Raw genomic sequence first — 16666 nt, 5'->3', positions numbered from 1 at the left:
CTAAGCATGTCGCCCCCCTCAAGATGAGATGTCCCACAGTTTATACTGGTAAGATCCCTGAAAGATGATCAGGTTGATAGGTCCGGGGTGGAAGCGCGGCGACGCGTGGAGCTGACGGATACTAATCGATCGAGGACTTAACCACGAAAAGCGGAAGCGCCTTGGTCATCGGCGTACGGATTTCGGAGCTTTCGACTGAGATAAAGGAAACACGGCGAGGTATCGAGCCGATGTTGACTTATCGTAGGGAGAAAGCGTAGAAATACGCTAGCCGATAGGCGCTGGAGCTGGACAACAGAAAAGCGGAGGTGCCTTGTTTAGCCCCGACAAGCGAATGTTCTGACCGGCATGGAGCCGTCTTTTGGCTCCGTGACGGGCAGGTTATTCGACCTCGAGGGGCTAGGCACCGGAGCTGGACAATAGAAAAGCGGAGGTGCCTTGCCAAAGGCGCTGGAGCTAGACAATTCTCAAAGTTAGAAACCAAAGCTATTCTCCGTTTACAGTTTTTTCTCCCATTCGGTTTTCAGGGAACACATCCCAAAAATTATACAGGTCCGGTGATGATGGCGGAAAGGTCACACCCGTTCCCATCCCGAACACGGAAGTTAAGCTTTCCAGCGCCGATGGTAGTTGGGGGTTTCCCCCTGCGAGAGTAGGACGTTGCCGGGCCAAATCAAAACCGCAGACGATTTGTCTGCGGTTTTTGCGTGTTAATGTACTCGGCTCATTGCTTTTTTTCGGAATGCAGGGCCGTTTTGCTTAAAGTTATTATATGAAGCGACAGAAAGGGATTTTTTAACTTTCGTGGTCTTCTTGATGACAGAAATCAGCCGAAAAGCACAGATAGCCGGTGAATCGTTCCATTTTGCTCTTGTCCATAAGCATCGGTTTCACCCTGACATTTGCATAGCTTGTTTTACTGCCTGCCGTTAAGAAACTGTAGGCAGAGGAACGGGCCTTTTTCGATTGCTGTCTGGAGAAAAAGGCGGATGGCCGGAAAGTCAATTGTTTCCCGGTTTTTAAGCAGCTCTGCCCACCATTCTGTTTCGTAGCGGGAAATCATGCTCAAATTATACAAAAGCAGGTAATGGACCAATATATCGGGAAGGTCGTTTTCCGGTTGTAATTTATACGGAAAGTAAATTTGATTTGTAAAGAAATGATAACGGAATGGCGGAGGGAGACAGCCGCGGGCGGAAAACGAGAAGGCGTCTTCTTCCGCTTCCATTTCCAAAAGTCTGTCCTGAAGTTTTTCGGACAAATATTGTGAAAACCTGCCCGCTGTCATATGATAGCCATCAAGGACCGCAAAAGGAAGCCGGTACTTCCCGTTCTTTTCTTCTACCGGCAAAAAATATTTCCGGCGGGGGAAGGCCGTTTCAAGTTCTGGGATTTGCCGAAGCAGGCTCTGCATGGTGTATTTATTGCCTTCGAGCGGGCCGAGTCCGAACATTTTATGGGCGAAATGGCCGCATAAACCGGTTTTTTGAATTTTAACCTCGTCTTCGCCAAACCGGTAGTTTTGTTTTTTCTTTTTTCGCGATGTCACCCCATGGGCAAGGACGGAAGTGGTTTCAGGATATAGCGGGTCGCATGACAGCAGGCAGGCTTTTAATAAATGAATGAAGCCGTAAAAAATCAAAACAGGCTGAATCGAAACGGGCGCCTGCACAGCCTGGCGGTAATAAGCTTCACCGTGTTCGAGATAATACATAAAAGCATAACAGTTCTCATAGCTTTTGGCGGCGCTTTGGCTAAAATCCGAAGCCTCATAGCGGGCTTTCAAATAGCGCTGCGTATATTCTGCGGATTGAAATAAAATCAAGTGATCCCATTGGTCCATAAAAGACAATATTTCGCCCTCCGAATTAACTGAATAGTATTATATGTTTTGGAGACCTTGACAGTATTATGTCCAATTGATAACCTACAAATAATATTTTTATCAATCCAGGAGGGGTTTGCATGTGGGAAACGAAGTTCGTAAAAGAAGGTCTTACGTTTGATGATGTATTACTGATTCCGGCAGAGTCGGAAGTGCTGCCGAAAGATGTCGATACAAGTGTCGCCCTAACGGAAACCTTGAAGTTGAACATTCCGATCATCAGCGCCGGCATGGATACGGTAACCGAAGCGGAAATGGCGATCGCCATGGCAAGGCAGGGCGGCCTCGGGATTATCCACAAAAACATGAGCATTGAACAACAGGCGGAGCAGGTGGATCGTGTCAAACGGTCGGAAAACGGCGTTATCACCAATCCGTTTTTCTTAACACCTGATGAGCAGGTGTTTGCAGCGGAACATTTAATGGGCAAATACCGGATTTCCGGCGTGCCGATCGTGAATAACCGTGACGAGCAGAAACTGGTCGGGATTTTGACCAACCGCGACATGCGTTTTATTGAAGATTACTCCACCCGGATTTCAGATGTGATGACGAAAGAGAATCTTGTGACGGCGCCTGTCGGTACGACGTTGAAAGAGGCGGAACAGCTTTTGCACCGGCATAAAATTGAAAAGCTGCCGCTTGTCGATGAGAACGGCGTATTAAAAGGGCTTATTACGATTAAAGATATCGAAAAGGTTATTGAGTTCCCAAATGCAGCCAAAGATGACCAGGGCCGCCTTCTTGTTGGTGCGGCAGTCGGCGTGACAAGCGACGTAATGAAACGGGTGGAATTGCTCGTTGAAGCGGGAGTGGATGCGGTTGTTATCGATACGGCGCACGGCCACTCAAAAGGGGTGCTGGAAACCGTCGCAAACATCCGCAAATCTTACCCTTCCTTAAATATTATCGCCGGAAATGTTGCGACGGCAGAAGGTACGAAAGCGCTGATAGACGCGGGCGCGGATATTGTAAAAGTCGGTATCGGGCCGGGCTCCATCTGTACGACAAGAGTGGTTGCCGGGGTTGGTGTACCGCAAATTACAGCGGTTTATGATTGTGCGACAGAAGCAAGGAAGTACGGAAAAGCGATTATTGCAGACGGTGGCATTAAATTCTCAGGCGATATTGTAAAGGCGCTGGCTGCCGGTGGACATGCTGTAATGCTCGGCAGCCTGCTTGCAGGGACCTCGGAAAGCCCAGGCGAAATGGAAATCTATCAAGGGCGGCAATATAAAGTTTACCGCGGCATGGGGTCCATCAGCGCAATGGAAAGCGGATCGAGGGATCGTTACTTCCAGGAAGGCGCGAAAAAACTGGTGCCAGAAGGAATCGAAGGACGCGTGCCGTTTAAAGGGAGCCTTCAGGATGTCATCTACCAATTAATCGGCGGGCTCCGGTCCGGCATGGGTTATTGCGGCGCGAAAGATATGATTTCATTGCGTGAAGAAGCGCAGTTTATCCGCATGACAGGGGCAGGCCTGCGGGAGAGCCATCCGCATGATATCCAGATTACAAAAGAAGCTCCGAATTATTCTTTGTCTTAACATCGATTTTGAATGGGAAAAAATGGCAGGCATAGGTTTCCTGCCATTTTTTTCTGCCATTTAATAGATTTGCAACTCTATATCTGGCTTGTCGGACTCGGAAAAATCGCCGCCATTCAGTACCCCCGGCTGCCCTGCATTTTCGGAAAAAGTTGACAAATGCGGCAAACACTATGCATCTACTTTTTCAACCGGAACTATGTTAAAATAGGCAAAGTGTATACATATCTTGATGGAGGGTTGAAAGTGAAAAAAAGCTTGCAAAAAATGGCGTTTGCGTTTCTGGCGCTGCTGCTAACGGCAGGGGTTGTGCAGCAGGTGCCGAAAACAGTCCATGCGCAGGATCAGTTGGATATTCATGCAAAAGCAGCCATCATTGTCGATGCGGATAACGGACAGATTTTGTATGAAAAAAATGCCAATCAGGCACTGGGCATTGCTTCCATGAGCAAAATGATGACGGAGTACTTGTTGCTTAAAGCCATTCATGAGAAAAAGGTTTCGTGGAACCAGAAAGTGACAATCAGCGATTATGCGTATCGCATTTCCCAAAACAGGGCACTTTCAAACGTGCCGTTAAGAAAAGGCGAAAAGTACACGGTTAAAGAGCTCTTCCAAGCGATGGCGATCTATTCGGCAAATGGCGCAACGATTGCGATTGCAGAAACGCTCGGCGGAACGGAAAAAAACTATCTGAACATGATGAACAAACAGGCGAAAGCATTCGGCCTCACCGATTATAAATTTGTGAACGCAACCGGGCTGAACAATGAGGATTTGCAAGGCATGCAGCCGGAAGGAACAGGCAGGACGGAAGAAAACCTTGTCTCAGCAAAATCCGTTGCAAAAATCGCCTACCATTTGATCCACGACTATCCGGAGATTTTACAAACAACGAGCACAGCTAAAATGAAATTCCGGGCCGGGACAGATGATGAAATTGCGATGCAGAACTGGAACTGGATGCTTCCGTCCCTTGTTTACGGGCGGCAGGGCGTTGACGGCTTGAAAACCGGGAACACCGACAATGCGGGATACTGCTTTACAGGCACGGCCAAGCAAAACGGCATGCGCATCATTACCGTTGTTCTTCATGCAGAGGATGCGAACGGGAACAGCACCATCAAGTCCCGGTTTGATGTCACAAACAAATTAATGGACTATGCTTTTAGTAATTTCACGGAAAAAACCCTTTACCCGAAAGGCTATCAGGTGAAAAAGACGGTAACGGTGAAGTCCGGCAAAGAAAAACAGGCTTCCGTTGTCACGAAGGCGCCGCTTAAAGTGGCTGTGAAAAACGGTGAAGGCAAAATGTATACCCCTGTTGTGAAATTTGATTCGAAGCAAATCAAGGCTCCGGTGAAAAAAGGGACAAAGGTTGGCACATTGTATGCCCGGCATAAAGACGGGCAGGAACTTGGCTATTTGTACGGCCCGAATACAGCGCATACCGCCTTGGTCACCAAAACTGATATTGAAAAAGCCAACTGGTTTGTGCGCATGATGCGCGGAATTGGCGGATTTTTCGGGGGCATTTGGGATCATACAGTCGGCAAATTATTTTAAGTAAAACAGGACAAGGGCGCTTGTCCTGTTTTTCACTTTAACGTGGAAAAATTAGTACCTTGACAAGCATTCGTTTTTGGTGTTAATTTAAATTATTATACATATAATAAGAATTTTTAATTTTATAAAGGGGCGTACAAAAAATGAAAACAGGAACAGATCTAGTGAAACGCGGGATGGCGGAAATGCAAAAGGGCGGCGTCATCATGGACGTGGTCAATGCCGAGCAGGCAAAACTCGCTGAAGAAGCAGGCGCTGTTGCCGTCATGGCATTGGAACGTGTTCCGTCTGATATCCGGAAAGCCGGAGGGGTTGCCCGTATGGCGGATCCTTCCATTGTGGAAGAAGTTATGAACGCCGTCAGCATTCCGGTAATGGCAAAAGCAAGGATCGGCCATATTGTTGAAGCGCGGGTGCTCGAAGCGATGGGCGTCGATTATATTGACGAAAGCGAAGTTTTAACGCCGGCCGACGATGAGTTCCATATCAATAAAAAAGAATTCACAGTGCCGTTTGTGTGCGGCTGCCGTGATTTGGGGGAAGCGGCTCGAAGAATCGGGGAAGGCGCCTCGATGCTCAGGACAAAAGGCGAGCCGGGAACCGGGAATATCGTTGAAGCGGTAAGGCATATGCGGAAAGTGAATGCGCAGGTCCGCAAAGTGGTCAACATGAACGAAGATGAACTGATGACGGAAGCTAAACAGCTCGGTGCCCCGTATGAAGTGCTGTTGCAAATTAAAAAAGAAGGCCGGCTGCCGGTTGTGAACTTTGCTGCAGGCGGTGTTGCAACGCCGGCGGATGCGGCGTTGATGATGCAGCTCGGTGCGGACGGCGTTTTTGTCGGATCGGGGATTTTCAAATCAGAAAACCCGGCGAAATTTGCGAAAGCGATTGTTGAAGCAACGACCCATTACCAAGATTACAAACTGATTGCCGAATTGTCGAAAGACCTTGGAACAGCAATGAAAGGCTTGGAAATTTCAACATTGCCGGCTGAAGCAAGAATGCAGGAGCGCGGCTGGTAAGGAGAATCAGCATGAAAAAAATTGGTGTACTCGGCCTCCAGGGGGCTGTGGAGGAACATATCCGCGCAGTGGAAGCCTGCGGTGCGGAAGGTGTTGTCATTAAGAAAAAAGAGCAGTTGGACGAAATCGGCGGGCTCATCCTGCCGGGCGGAGAAAGCACGGCAATGCGGCGGCTCATTGACCGCTACGGTTTTATGGCGGAACTGAGACAGTTTGCCGAAAGCAAGCCAGTCTTTGGCACATGCGCAGGGCTGATCCTGCTTGCAAAGCATATTGAAGGCCAGGAAGATGCACATATCGGGGCAATGGATATTACGGTGGCGCGCAATTCTTTCGGCCGCCAGCGGGAAAGTTTTGAAGAAACCATCCGTGTGAACGGCATCGCGGAAGATTTTCCAGCTGTTTTTATTCGCGCGCCCCATATCGTCTCCGTTTCAGATCATGTTGAAGTGCTGGCCGAGTGCCGCGGGCGGATTGTTGCGGTTCGCCAAGGAAATTTGCTCGGCTGCTCCTTCCATCCGGAGTTAACGGATGACCTGCGTATGACCGAATATTTTTTAAGTATGGCACGGATTCCGGTATAGTCTGTTGCAAAACGGATAAAATTGTAGTACATTAAGGTGTACGTGAAGACTGAAAAAGCAATGACAGGAACCAGTAGCAGAACGCTTTTCCTAAAGAGAGCCGGTGGGTGGTGGAAACCGGCGGAAAGCTTCTGTGAATCCATCCTTGAGCGGGTTGCTGAAAGCCGGGCGAGTAGGCATCCACGGGATAAAAACCCGTTATCCTTACAAAGCGGAAAACTCTTGTTTTCAATTTGGGTGGCAACGCGGGTTCACTCTCGTCCCTGTTTTCGGGGCGGGAGTTTTTTATTTGAATTTCGATAAAAGGAGAAGGATAGCATGTTGGACATCAAATTTTTGCGTGCGCATTTTGATGAAGTCAAAGAACGAATGCAGCACCGCGGAGAAGATTTGACCGATTTTGAGAAGTTCAGCGGGCTGGACCAAAGACGGCGCGAACTGATCATGGAAAGCGAAGCGTTGAAAAACAGACGGAATGAAGTCACGCAGCAAGTTGCGGCACTGAAACGCGAAAAGAAAGATGCAACAAAGCTGATCGAGGAAATGCGCGGCGTCGGTGAAAAAATTAAAGCACTGGATGCCGAGTTGAAACAAGTCGAATCAGAACTTGAAATGCTGATGCTTTCTATCCCGAACATTCCGCATGAAAGTGTGCCGGTGGGAGATAGCGAAGAGGACAATGTCGAAATCCGGAAATGGGGTGAAGTGCCGGCATTTGGATTTGAACCGAAACCGCATTGGGATATTGCCACTGACCTCGGCATCCTTGATTTTGAAAGGGCAGCCAAAGTGACCGGCAGCCGGTTCGTCTTTTACAAAGGGCTCGGCGCCCGCCTTGAACGTGCGCTTTATAATTTTATGCTTGATCTGCACGTCGAAGAACACGGCTATGAAGAGGTATTGCCGCCGTATATGGTGAACCGCGCCAGCATGACAGGAACGGGGCAGCTGCCGAAATTTGAAGAAGACGCTTTTCTTGTCAATGAAAAAGACTATTTTCTGATTCCGACTGCCGAAGTGCCGGTGACAAATTATCACCGTGATGAAATTTTAAACGGTGACGACCTGCCGATCAATTATGTGGCGTTCAGTGCCTGTTTTCGTTCGGAAGCGGGTTCTGCCGGGCGTGATACACGCGGGCTGATCCGCCAGCACCAGTTTAACAAAGTGGAACTTGTGAAATTTGTCAAACCGGAAGATTCCTATAATGAACTCGAAAAACTGACCGGCCATGCGGAAAAAGTGCTGCAGCTTCTGGGCCTACCTTATCATGTGATGAGCATGTGCACGGCGGACCTCGGGTTTACGGCAGCGAAAAAATATGATATTGAAGTATGGATGCCAAGCCAGCACGTATACCGCGAGATTTCTTCGTGCAGCAACTTCGAAGCCTTCCAGGCAAGGCGTGCGAACATCCGCTTCCGCAGGGAACCCAATGCGAAACCGGAACATGTCCATACACTGAACGGATCCGGGCTTGCCATCGGGCGTACCGTCGCAGCCATCCTTGAAAATTACCAGCAGGCTGACGGCAGTGTGGTGGTGCCTGAAGTGCTCCGCCCGTACATGCGTACCGATATCATCAAACCGGAATCATAAAAAAATCCCCGGCTTTTTTACATGAAAAGCCGGGGATTTGAAACATGTTTTCCGGAAGCTTCCGCATTTTTTAGGGCGGGATTTTACTCAAAAGGGCGGACAAGAGAAAAACGGCCATATCTAAATGTGCGTTCCGGGGCCTTCCCTTGGCTAAAATTCAGATGGCTTTCCGCAGTAGAAAATCTTGATGTGCTTGACTTGTTTTGATCGTGTAGGTTATAATCTTTTTTGTCAAAATGGAGGAATACCCAAGTCTGGCTGAAGGGATCGGTCTTGAAAACCGACAGGCGGGTTACACCGCGCGGGGGTTCGAATCCCTCTTCCTCCGCTTGAAAAATGAAAAGGACTATGATTGAAAGCCTGCGGCACCCTGAAATGGCGGGAGCTGTGGGCTTTTTTCGTGGAGTAAGGACAAGACACCACATTTTTTGCATGCCCGTGATCCCTCCGTAAATCATTAAAAAGCCCGTTACGCGATGGTAACGGGTTTTTAGCCGCCATTATTTTTTTACGGCTGCTGCCTGTGCGAGCATGTAGCCGATCCGCTCGACAATCGGTTCGACGGCATCTTCATGTTCAAACAGGTCGTATTCGTCAATGTTCAGCCTGAGAACCGGGCAGGCATGGAAAGAGTCGATCCACTGCTCGTACCGTTTCTGCATTTCAATCCAGTATTCAACAGGGGTATCTTGTTCCATTGGACGGCCGCGTTTTTTGATCCGTTCCAAAATGTTTTCCAGCTTGCCTTCCAAATAAATCATCAGGTCGGGATGCGGAAAATACGGGGTCATCACCATGGCATCAAACAAGTTTGTATAGGTTTCAAAATCAATGGCAGACATATTGCCTTTTTCATAATGCATCCGGGCAAAAATGCCGGTATCCTCATAAATGGAGCGGTCCTGGATAAAACCGCCGCCGTATTCAAACATTTTTTTCTGCTCCTTGAACCTTTCCGCCAGAAAATAAATTTGAAGATGGAAACTCCACCGTTTAAAATCGCTATAAAATTTTTCCAAATACGGATTGGTGTCGACTTTTTCAAAGGACGCCCGGAAATGGAGCGCCTTCGCGAGCGCACGGGTTAAAGTCGATTTTCCGACGCCGACAGTACCTGCAATGGTGATCACAGCGTGGTTCGGAATTTGATATTTCTCACGAAGTTCCATGGGTATGTACTCCTTTTTGTAAGGTTTGCGCGATTTCTTGCAGCATGTATGTCAGGTCATGTTCATGCCGGATAAAATCAAGTGTATCACAGTCGAACTTTAATACCGGGATGTCCGGATGGCCGGCTTCGAAGCGGCTCATAAACCGGCCGTAGTCTGCGGATAGTTTTTGTAAATACGTTTCCTGCATATTTTTTTCAAATGCCCGCCCTCTTATTTCAATTCTCTTGAGGAGCGTTTCCAGGCTTGCGTGCAAATAAATGATGACGTTCGGCTGCGGCATATCGGCTGTTAAAATGCCGTAAATTTTCATAAATTTTTCAAACTCATGCGTTTTTAGCGTCCGCCGGGCAAAAATCAAGCTTTTAAAAATATGGTAATCTGCAACGACAGGCTGCCTATGCCGTTTAAGGTCTTCCAGCTGTTTGTAGCGATTGCAGAGAAAAAACATCTCGGTTTGGAAACCCCATTCTTCTTTATTGGTATAAAATTTTCCAAGAAAAGGATTTTCATCCACAATTTCTTTCAAAAGCTGAAACGAAAAGTATGATGAAATGGCTTTTGCCAATGACGTTTTGCCAACGCCGATCGGTCCCTCGATTGCAATAAACGGTACCCTTTTCATAACGCCCTCCCGCTGAAGCGATTGTTCATTGATGCACACTGTTGCTATTTTAGCACAAGTCTCCGCCGGTTGGCATGCGGGAAAAAAAGCGATCATGTGTCCCGGCGTTCTGCTTCCGGCTGTTTCCTGGGTTGGTTTTAACAAACATTTTCCAAAAAATGGAACTCAAATGTGACTGGTGCTTGCTCTGTGTATCGGATCAGGCCTGCATCCGGACCGTCCAGTTGGCGCCGGCATAAATGCGGGGAAAGGACTTCGCAATCCCGTCCGTGCGGCGCAGCGGGTTCCGGGTAAAAAGTAGCGGGATTCCGGGGCAAAAGAAAAAAGCAACGGAACCCGCTGCTTCAGGAAGGGCGTTTGACTACATCAAAGCGATCGGCGATTAACAGCCAGTTTTGCGGAAAAGAGAGGCCGAGTTTCCAGTAGCTCATGCCCCTTAACCCGAGTTCAGTAAGCAAATTAAATTTTGCCTCAATGGAACGGGCATCTTCAAACCAGACGGTGTGCCGCCGGTTGTTTTCATCTGTATAGTTAAAATGAGGGGCCTGGGATGTTGTGTCATACAGGATCGGCACATTGTGCGCACCCGCGAGCCGGATGGCCTGCTGCGGGCTGACGGCTCTTGCTGTTGTGCCAGTTTGATAGGGCAATGTCCAGTCATAGCCATACAGATTTTGCCCCATCAAAATCTTATTGGGCGGCATTTCTGTGATGGCATAGCGGAGCACATCCCGGACCGGCCCGATCGGAGACACCGGCATGGGCGGGCCGCCGCTATACCCCCATTCGTAGGTCATAATGACAACAAAATCGGCAATTTCGCCATGCGCCCTGTAATCGTGTGCCTCATACCAGCGCCCGGCCTGGGTGGCGCTCGTTTTCGGAGCGAGCGCGGTGGACATGAGCCAACCTTCCCGGCTGAAGCGCGTTTTTGCTTTTCTTAAAAACCGGTTGTAAGCTTCCCTGTCCTGCGGGCGCAAATACTCAAAGTCAAAATGAATATCACGGAAACCGAGCCGGCTTGCGGTTTGAACAATTTCATTTAAAAACCGGTTCTGGACGGTTTCGTCGTTCAAAAGGATCCGCCCGAGTTCATCGCTGAACTGGCCGTTTTCCTGATTACAGATCACCATCATTAAAATGGCGTTTTGGGCATCGGCAACCGCCCGCAAATTTCCAAGCGGCGGGGCAACAAGTGTGCCGTCTCGGTTTACCCGGAATGCAAACGGGGCAAGATAGGTCAAATACGGGGCCGCTTTTCGCGCACTTGTTTCAAGAGACGCTGAAACCGTGTTCCCGAATGGTTCAACATACGCATTAAATTCTGCTCTTTTTTTCGGGGAAGGCGGCAGATAAAGGCGCAACCCGGGCCGGAGCTGCTGATGGACAGAAATGCCGTTGATGCGGGCAAGTTCCTGGTAAGATATCCCTGCTTGTTGTGCAATGGAATATAAGCTGTCCCCCGGCCGGACCCAATAAAACCTCCCGGTGATCGGGATGACCATCGCCTGTCCGATGACAAGCCGGTCCGGATCCGGAAGTTCATTTGCCGAAATGATTTCTGAAACCGGGACGCTGTATCTTTGTGCAAGATTTGAGACCGTGTCATTTCTTTCGACAACATGGATTTGCAAACGAGTCCCCCCTCGTGTCAGCCATCGCTATTGTTATCTTTATGCGGCGTTTTTTAAAACATGCCCGCTTTTTATGTGCGCTTTTTCTCGCGGAATCATAAAGCAAACCTTTTTGCGGTATTGCTGAACGCCACGGCCGGTGGAAGCAAATGATTTTTTTCGGCGCTTCTTAACGTAACATAAAGGCGCTCTGGGTTAAGAAAGCGGAATTTTTTGTGGGGTTGCTTCGCATAGAGGAGGGGGCTTTAAGTGAAGGAAGCGAACGTTTTTTCGGCGCTTCTTAACGCAGGAGCCCTCTAAGTTGGGAAAGTGAACGTTTTTTGCAATGTTACCTAACATATAAGTGCTCAGTAACGAAAGAGCATCCAATTTCTTCATGTTAGGACCCTCCTGCCCGAAGAAAGCCGGTGTAAAACTTATGGCCAAACCAAGTGTGATTTTTTTCAAGGCTGTGTTACGATAAGGCTACGATACCTTTTGGAGGAGTTTGGATGGAAAATCGCGATGAATATTATATGCGCCTTGCCATTCAGGAAGCCGTAAAAGCACAGCATCTCCGTGAAGTGCCAATCGGGGCGGTGATTGTGCTCGATGAAAAAGTGATTGCTGCAGCCCATAATCTGCGTGAAACCACCCAGCGTGCTGCCGCCCATGCGGAACTTCTGGCCATCGAAAAAGCATGTGAAGTGACCGGATCATGGCGCCTTGAAAATGCCGAGCTGTATGTCACACTGGAACCGTGCCCAATGTGCAGCGGTGCCGTTTTACAATCGCGGATCAAGCGGGTCGTTTACGGGGCAAAAGATCCGAAGGCGGGCTGTGCGGGAAGTTTGATGAACCTGCTTGAGGACGGCCGTTTTAACCACCGGAGTGAAGTCGTAAGCGGCGTGCTTGAAACGGAATGCGGAGAATTATTGCGGTCCTTCTTCCGGTCTTTAAGGGAGAAAAAAAAGAAGGAAAAACTTGCGGCAGAGGAAGATGGAAAAAGCTCCACCAATTAACAGGCGGGAGAGATTGCTTTTTTTTAAAAAGGCATGTATACTTAGTTATGCGTTAGTTTTTAACGCTTAAAACTGGTATCAATTTTGCCGCGCTAGGTGGGGAGGCAGCGGTGCCCTGTACCCGCAATCCGCTCTAGCGGGACTGAATCCCTTTCCGAGGCCGGCTGCTTGTAGGGCCAGCCTTAAGTAAGTGGTGTTGACACCCGGGTCCTGCGCAATGGAACCCCGCGAACCATGTCAGGTCCGGAAGGAAGCAGCATTAAGCGGGTCATTCCATGTGCCGCAGGGCAGCCTGGGTCGAGCTAACTGCTTAAGTAACGCTTATGAGGGTCGGTCGAAGAAAGGTGCGCGGCAGTTTCATTACATAAAAAACAAAACTCATCCTGATCCGGGATGGGTTTTTTCCATATTTAAATGCTTTTTAATTCAGGATGTAAAATCGCTTTTCCTAAGGTATAATAAAAGAAATGTATGAATCGGAAGCAAATCTGGCCGGGAGGATTGAACATGGCTTATCAGGCGTTATACCGCACATGGCGGCCGCAGCGGTTTGCGGATGTCGTCGGGCAGGAGCATGTGACAAAAACATTGCAGCACGCCCTCCTGCAACAGAAAACAACGCATGCTTATCTTTTCTCGGGCCCACGGGGTACAGGAAAAACAAGTGCCGCTAAAATTTTGGCAAAGGCGGTGAACTGCGAACATGCTCCGACTGGGGAACCGTGTAACGAGTGCGCTGTTTGCCGGGGGATTACAGACGGCACGATTCCAGATGTCATCGAAATTGACGCGGCGTCGAATACAGGCGTGGATGACATCCGCGATATCCGCGACAAAGTCAAATACGCGCCAAGTGTTGTAAAATATAAAGTATATATTATCGACGAAGTCCATATGCTGTCGATTGGCGCATTTAACGCGCTTTTGAAAACCCTAGAGGAGCCCCCGAAACACGTCATTTTTATTCTGGCAACAACCGAGCCCCATAAAATTCCGCTTACGATCGTTTCCAGATGCCAGCGGTTTGATTTTAAACGCATCACATCCCGTGATATTTTTAAACGCCTGGCTTATATTGCAGGCGAAACCGGCATTGCATATGATGAACAGGCGCTCAATATTATCGCCCATGCTGCGGAAGGCGGGATGCGGGACGCGCTCAGCCTGCTTGACCAGGCCGTCTCTTTCAGCGAGGGGAAAGTGAGAGTGGAAGATGCGCTCACGGTAACGGGTTCCATTTCCCAGAATGATTTTACCCGCCTTGCGCAGGCAATTCAAAAGAAGGATGCTGCAAAATGCCTTGACCTTGTCGGTTCTCTTCTCCAGCAGGGAAAAGATCCTTCAAGGCTTGTGGAAGACTTCATCCTTTATTTCCGCGATCTGCTTTTGTATAAAACTGCCCCGCAGATGGAGGAAGCGGTTCAAAGAGTTTATTTAGATGAGGCGTTTAAAGAAATGAGCCGCTCGCTTCAAACGCAGGAAATTTACCGTTTTATTGACATCCTGAACCAAACGCAGCAGGATATGCGTTTTTCCAATATGGCCCGCGTTTATTTGGAAGTGGCTTTTATCAAACTTTGTGAAGAAAAAGCGCCGGATCCCGGGGAAAATGATCTCATCCGGAAACTTGCTGAAAAAATCGAACGGCTCGAATCAGAACTCGAGTCTCTCAAGCAAAACGGGGTGCCGGAGGCGGATGAAACAGAACATGCGCCAAAACGGCAGGCCCCGAGAAAAATTCCGCGCACTTCGAAAGGTTTTAAGGTACAAGTCGGAAGGATTCATGATATATTAAAAGAAGCGACAAAAGAGGATCTCAAACGGATTAAAAACAGTTGGAACGATATGATTGAGACGCTCAACAGCAGGCAGATGCGGTCGCAGGCGGCGCTTTTAAACGAAGCGGAACCGGTGGCGGCGTCGCCGAACGCTTTTGTCATCAAATTCAAATATGAGATCCATTGCCAGATGGCGATGGAAAACGAGAAATTTTTACAAGCGATTTCGAGCGTGCTCAGTGAATTAACTGGAACCGGGTATCAGGCGGCAGGCGTTCCGGAAAATGAATGGAATACGATCAGGGAAAATTATATCCACCACCATAAAGAAGAAGCAGAGGAAGAAAAACCGCAGGATGATCCGGTTGTAACCGAAGCAATCAAATTGTTTGGGCCTGAATTAATTGAAATAAAAGACTAAAACTGGAGGGTTTCATATGCGAGGAATGGGCAATATGGGCAATATGCAAAAAATGATGAAACAAATGCAAAAGATGCAGAAAGAAATGATGGAGGCACAGGAGCAGCTTGGCGAACAGAAAGTGGAAGGTACGGCAGGCGGCGGCATGGTAACCGTTGTCGTTTCTGGCCATAAAAAAGTGCTGGAAGTGCGCATCAATGAAGAAGCCGTCGATCCGGACGATGTCGAAATGCTGCAGGACATGATCCTTGTCGCCACCAATGACGCCCTGGATAAAGCCGAACAGCTGACAGAGCAGACAATGGGCAAGTACACGAAAGGCTTCAATATTCCGGGATTTTAAAGGTGTGATCAACAATGCAATACCCTGAACCAATCACAAAATTAATGGAAAGCTTCATGAAACTGCCAGGCATTGGGCCGAAAACCGCGGCCCGGCTGGCATTTTTTGTTCTTGATATGAAGGAAGACAGCGTCCTTGCATTTGCCAAGGCGCTTGTCGATGCGAAACGGGACCTGACGTACTGTTCTGTTTGCGGGCATATCACCGATACAGATCCGTGCTATATTTGTGCCGATCCGCGCCGCGACAGAAGCGTGATCTGCGTTGTCGAGGAGCCGAAAGACGTCATTGCCATGGAAAAAATGAAAGAATACAACGGCCTTTACCATGTTCTGCATGGTGCCATTTCTCCAATGGACGGAATCGGCCCTGAAGACATCAGTGTGCCGGATCTGCTCAAACGCCTGCGCGATGAAACCGTCCAAGAAGTGATTCTTGCAACCAATCCAAATATCGAAGGCGAAGCAACAGCCATGTATATTTCGCGGCTTTTAAAACCGTCCGGCATTAAAGTGACACGGATTGCACACGGGTTGCCAGTGGGCGGAGATCTCGAGTACGCCGACGAAGTCACCTTATCAAAAGCACTGGAAGGCCGAAGAGAAATTTAACCTGACACGGGGTGGATACAATGTTCAGCAAGAAGCAAAAACTCAGGAAAGAATACGATGCGCTTCTTCTCGATTTGGTCACAAACGTAAAAAATGAATGGGTACAGCAAAACGCCCTCCAGCATCTAAGTTTTGAATTTAACGAAGAACTTTACTACCGCACCAAAGTGGCCGAAGCGAAGTATGTGTTTCTTTTTCGGGAAGTGAAAAGAAGAAACATCCGCCTCCAGTAAGGGTAGCACGGCTCAAGTTCTTTTTTGGACAACTCCTTCATAAAAATAAAGCAGCTGGAAAAAAGGGGTGATTCACTTGAGCTCAACCATCATCATTATTGCGATTGTCGGCCTGATCCTTTTGCTGCTGTTTTCCGCAGCTTTAACCAAACCGCTGCGATGGGCGGGAAAGTTATGCATCAAAGCCATCATCGGGGCTATACTCCTTTTCTTTTTAAACCAAGTGGGCGGCCGGTACGGACTGCATGTCCCAATCAATGCAGCCACCGTATCCGTTTCCGGGCTGCTCGGCATACCCGGGGTGATCGGCCTGACTGTCATCCAGACATGGATTCTGTCTTGACAAAAGCAGCGCTCGAACCGCCATCAGCAGACAACCAGCGCCAAAGAAATGATCCATCATTTCTTTGGCGTATTTTTTATGTTCATTCGAAGAAACTAGAAGCTTAGGCTGAAAGAAGCATGGGCGCCCACGAAAAAGCAGGCATATAAAAAAAGGATTGACTACACTTCGTTATACTAGTATAATAGTTTTCGTCGCCGCATCCGGCATCAAACTTCTTAAAAAAGTAGTTGACATGTTGGTTGCGTCGTGGTATGATATAAAAGTCGCTGAAAAACAAAGCGATTGTTCCTTGAAAACTG

Annotated in this window: 16 protein-coding genes, 1 tRNA gene, 2 rRNA genes, 1 other RNA gene and 1 other annotated feature; of the genes, 15 read left to right on the top strand and 5 right to left on the bottom strand. The window is 48.5% G+C overall.

Annotated elements, in window-relative coordinates:
• Nucleotides 1-145 (top strand): 23S ribosomal RNA (locus tag P9687_RS01055); the annotation flags it as partial.
• Nucleotides 146-553: 408 nt separating this feature from the next.
• A 5S ribosomal RNA gene (rrf, locus tag P9687_RS01050) occupies nt 554-669 on the top strand.
• A gap of 247 nt (nt 670-916) precedes the next feature.
• Here the strand turns inward: rrf and P9687_RS01045 are convergent.
• The gene (locus tag P9687_RS01045) at nt 917-1843 is read right to left on the bottom strand and encodes a YaaC family protein (protein WP_035183007.1); all 927 of its coding nucleotides are present in this window, start codon (nt 1841-1843) and stop codon (nt 917-919) included.
• A 122-nt stretch (nt 1844-1965) separates the two neighbouring features.
• On the opposite strand from P9687_RS01045, the gene guaB reads away from it, so the two are divergent.
• The 6 genes from guaB to P9687_RS01015 all read left to right on the top strand — a co-directional run bounded on the left by guaB (nt 1966) and on the right by P9687_RS01015 (nt 8534).
• A complete protein-coding gene (guaB, locus tag P9687_RS01040; RefSeq protein WP_013858032.1) occupies nt 1966-3432 on the top strand; it encodes an IMP dehydrogenase in 1467 nt (488 codons plus the stop codon).
• 246 nt (nt 3433-3678) lie between these two features.
• The gene (locus tag P9687_RS01035) at nt 3679-4998 is read left to right on the top strand and encodes a serine hydrolase (protein ID WP_014096543.1); all 1320 of its coding nucleotides are present in this window, start codon (nt 3679-3681) and stop codon (nt 4996-4998) included.
• Between the two features lie 143 nt (nt 4999-5141).
• Nucleotides 5142-6023, top strand: a complete 882-nt coding sequence (pdxS, locus tag P9687_RS01030; protein WP_013858035.1) for a pyridoxal 5'-phosphate synthase lyase subunit PdxS — start codon at nt 5142-5144, stop codon at nt 6021-6023.
• Between the two features lie 11 nt (nt 6024-6034).
• Nucleotides 6035-6607, top strand: coding sequence for a pyridoxal 5'-phosphate synthase glutaminase subunit PdxT (pdxT, locus tag P9687_RS01025; RefSeq protein ID WP_014096542.1), 573 nt, complete (start codon nt 6035-6037; stop codon nt 6605-6607).
• Between the two features lie 51 nt (nt 6608-6658).
• Nucleotides 6659-6875, top strand: a binding site (T-box leader).
• Between the two features lie 50 nt (nt 6876-6925).
• Entirely contained in the window at nt 6926-8206 is a 1281-nt protein-coding gene (serS, locus tag P9687_RS01020; RefSeq protein ID WP_035190751.1) for a serine--tRNA ligase, read from the top strand.
• Nucleotides 8207-8444: 238 nt separating this feature from the next.
• A tRNA-Ser gene (locus P9687_RS01015) sits at nt 8445-8534 on the top strand.
• Nucleotides 8535-8706: 172 nt separating this feature from the next.
• On the opposite strand, the gene P9687_RS01010 is transcribed toward P9687_RS01015, so the two are convergent.
• The 4 genes from P9687_RS01010 to P9687_RS00995 all read right to left on the bottom strand — a co-directional run bounded on the left by P9687_RS01010 (nt 8707) and on the right by P9687_RS00995 (nt 12012).
• Nucleotides 8707-9375 carry a deoxynucleoside kinase gene (locus tag P9687_RS01010; RefSeq protein ID WP_013858038.1) on the bottom strand — a complete coding sequence of 223 codons (669 nt, stop codon included), beginning with the start codon at nt 9373-9375 and terminating at the stop codon, nt 8707-8709.
• On the bottom strand, nt 9362-10000 hold the full coding sequence (locus P9687_RS01005) for a deoxynucleoside kinase (protein ID WP_013858039.1): 639 nt from the start codon (nt 9998-10000) through the stop codon (nt 9362-9364). Before P9687_RS01005 ends, P9687_RS01010 begins: the two co-directional genes overlap by 14 nt.
• 344 nt (nt 10001-10344) lie before the next feature.
• The gene (locus tag P9687_RS01000; protein WP_035190750.1) at nt 10345-11634 is read right to left on the bottom strand and encodes a glycoside hydrolase family 18 protein; all 1290 of its coding nucleotides are present in this window, start codon (nt 11632-11634) and stop codon (nt 10345-10347) included.
• A 195-nt stretch (nt 11635-11829) separates the two neighbouring features.
• Nucleotides 11830-12012, bottom strand: a complete 183-nt coding sequence (locus P9687_RS00995) for a hypothetical protein (protein WP_035190747.1) — start codon at nt 12010-12012, stop codon at nt 11830-11832.
• A 113-nt stretch (nt 12013-12125) separates the two neighbouring features.
• Here P9687_RS00995 and tadA point away from each other — a divergent pair, with 113 nt between their 5' ends.
• The 7 genes from tadA to P9687_RS00960 all read left to right on the top strand — a co-directional run bounded on the left by tadA (nt 12126) and on the right by P9687_RS00960 (nt 16364).
• Complete coding sequence (gene tadA, locus P9687_RS00990; RefSeq protein ID WP_035190745.1) at nt 12126-12635, top strand: tRNA adenosine(34) deaminase TadA; 510 nt, start codon at nt 12126-12128, stop codon at nt 12633-12635.
• Nucleotides 12636-12722: 87 nt separating this feature from the next.
• Nucleotides 12723-12987: signal recognition particle sRNA large type (ffs, locus tag P9687_RS00985), an RNA gene on the top strand.
• 155 nt (nt 12988-13142) lie between these two features.
• Nucleotides 13143-14834, top strand: coding sequence for a DNA polymerase III subunit gamma/tau (gene dnaX, locus P9687_RS00980; protein WP_061565185.1), 1692 nt, complete (start codon nt 13143-13145; stop codon nt 14832-14834).
• A 16-nt stretch (nt 14835-14850) separates the two neighbouring features.
• Complete coding sequence (locus P9687_RS00975) at nt 14851-15177, top strand: YbaB/EbfC family nucleoid-associated protein (protein ID WP_014096535.1); 327 nt, start codon at nt 14851-14853, stop codon at nt 15175-15177.
• Between the two features lie 14 nt (nt 15178-15191).
• Entirely contained in the window at nt 15192-15788 is a 597-nt protein-coding gene (gene recR, locus P9687_RS00970; protein ID WP_013858045.1) for a recombination mediator RecR, read from the top strand.
• A 20-nt stretch (nt 15789-15808) separates the two neighbouring features.
• Complete coding sequence (locus P9687_RS00965; protein WP_014096534.1) at nt 15809-16021, top strand: YaaL family protein; 213 nt, start codon at nt 15809-15811, stop codon at nt 16019-16021.
• A 76-nt stretch (nt 16022-16097) separates the two neighbouring features.
• Nucleotides 16098-16364: a pro-sigmaK processing inhibitor BofA family protein gene (locus P9687_RS00960; protein WP_014096533.1), complete on the top strand. Its 267-nt coding sequence runs from the start codon at nt 16098-16100 to the stop codon at nt 16362-16364.
• Nucleotides 16365-16666 lie beyond the last annotated feature (302 nt).

It is taken from the genome of Weizmannia sp. CD-2023 (assembly GCF_036225245.1).
Taxonomy (GTDB): Bacteria; Bacillota; Bacilli; order Bacillales; family Bacillaceae_C; genus Weizmannia; species Weizmannia faecalis.
This window is presented reverse-complemented; position numbering and strand designations above follow the sequence as displayed.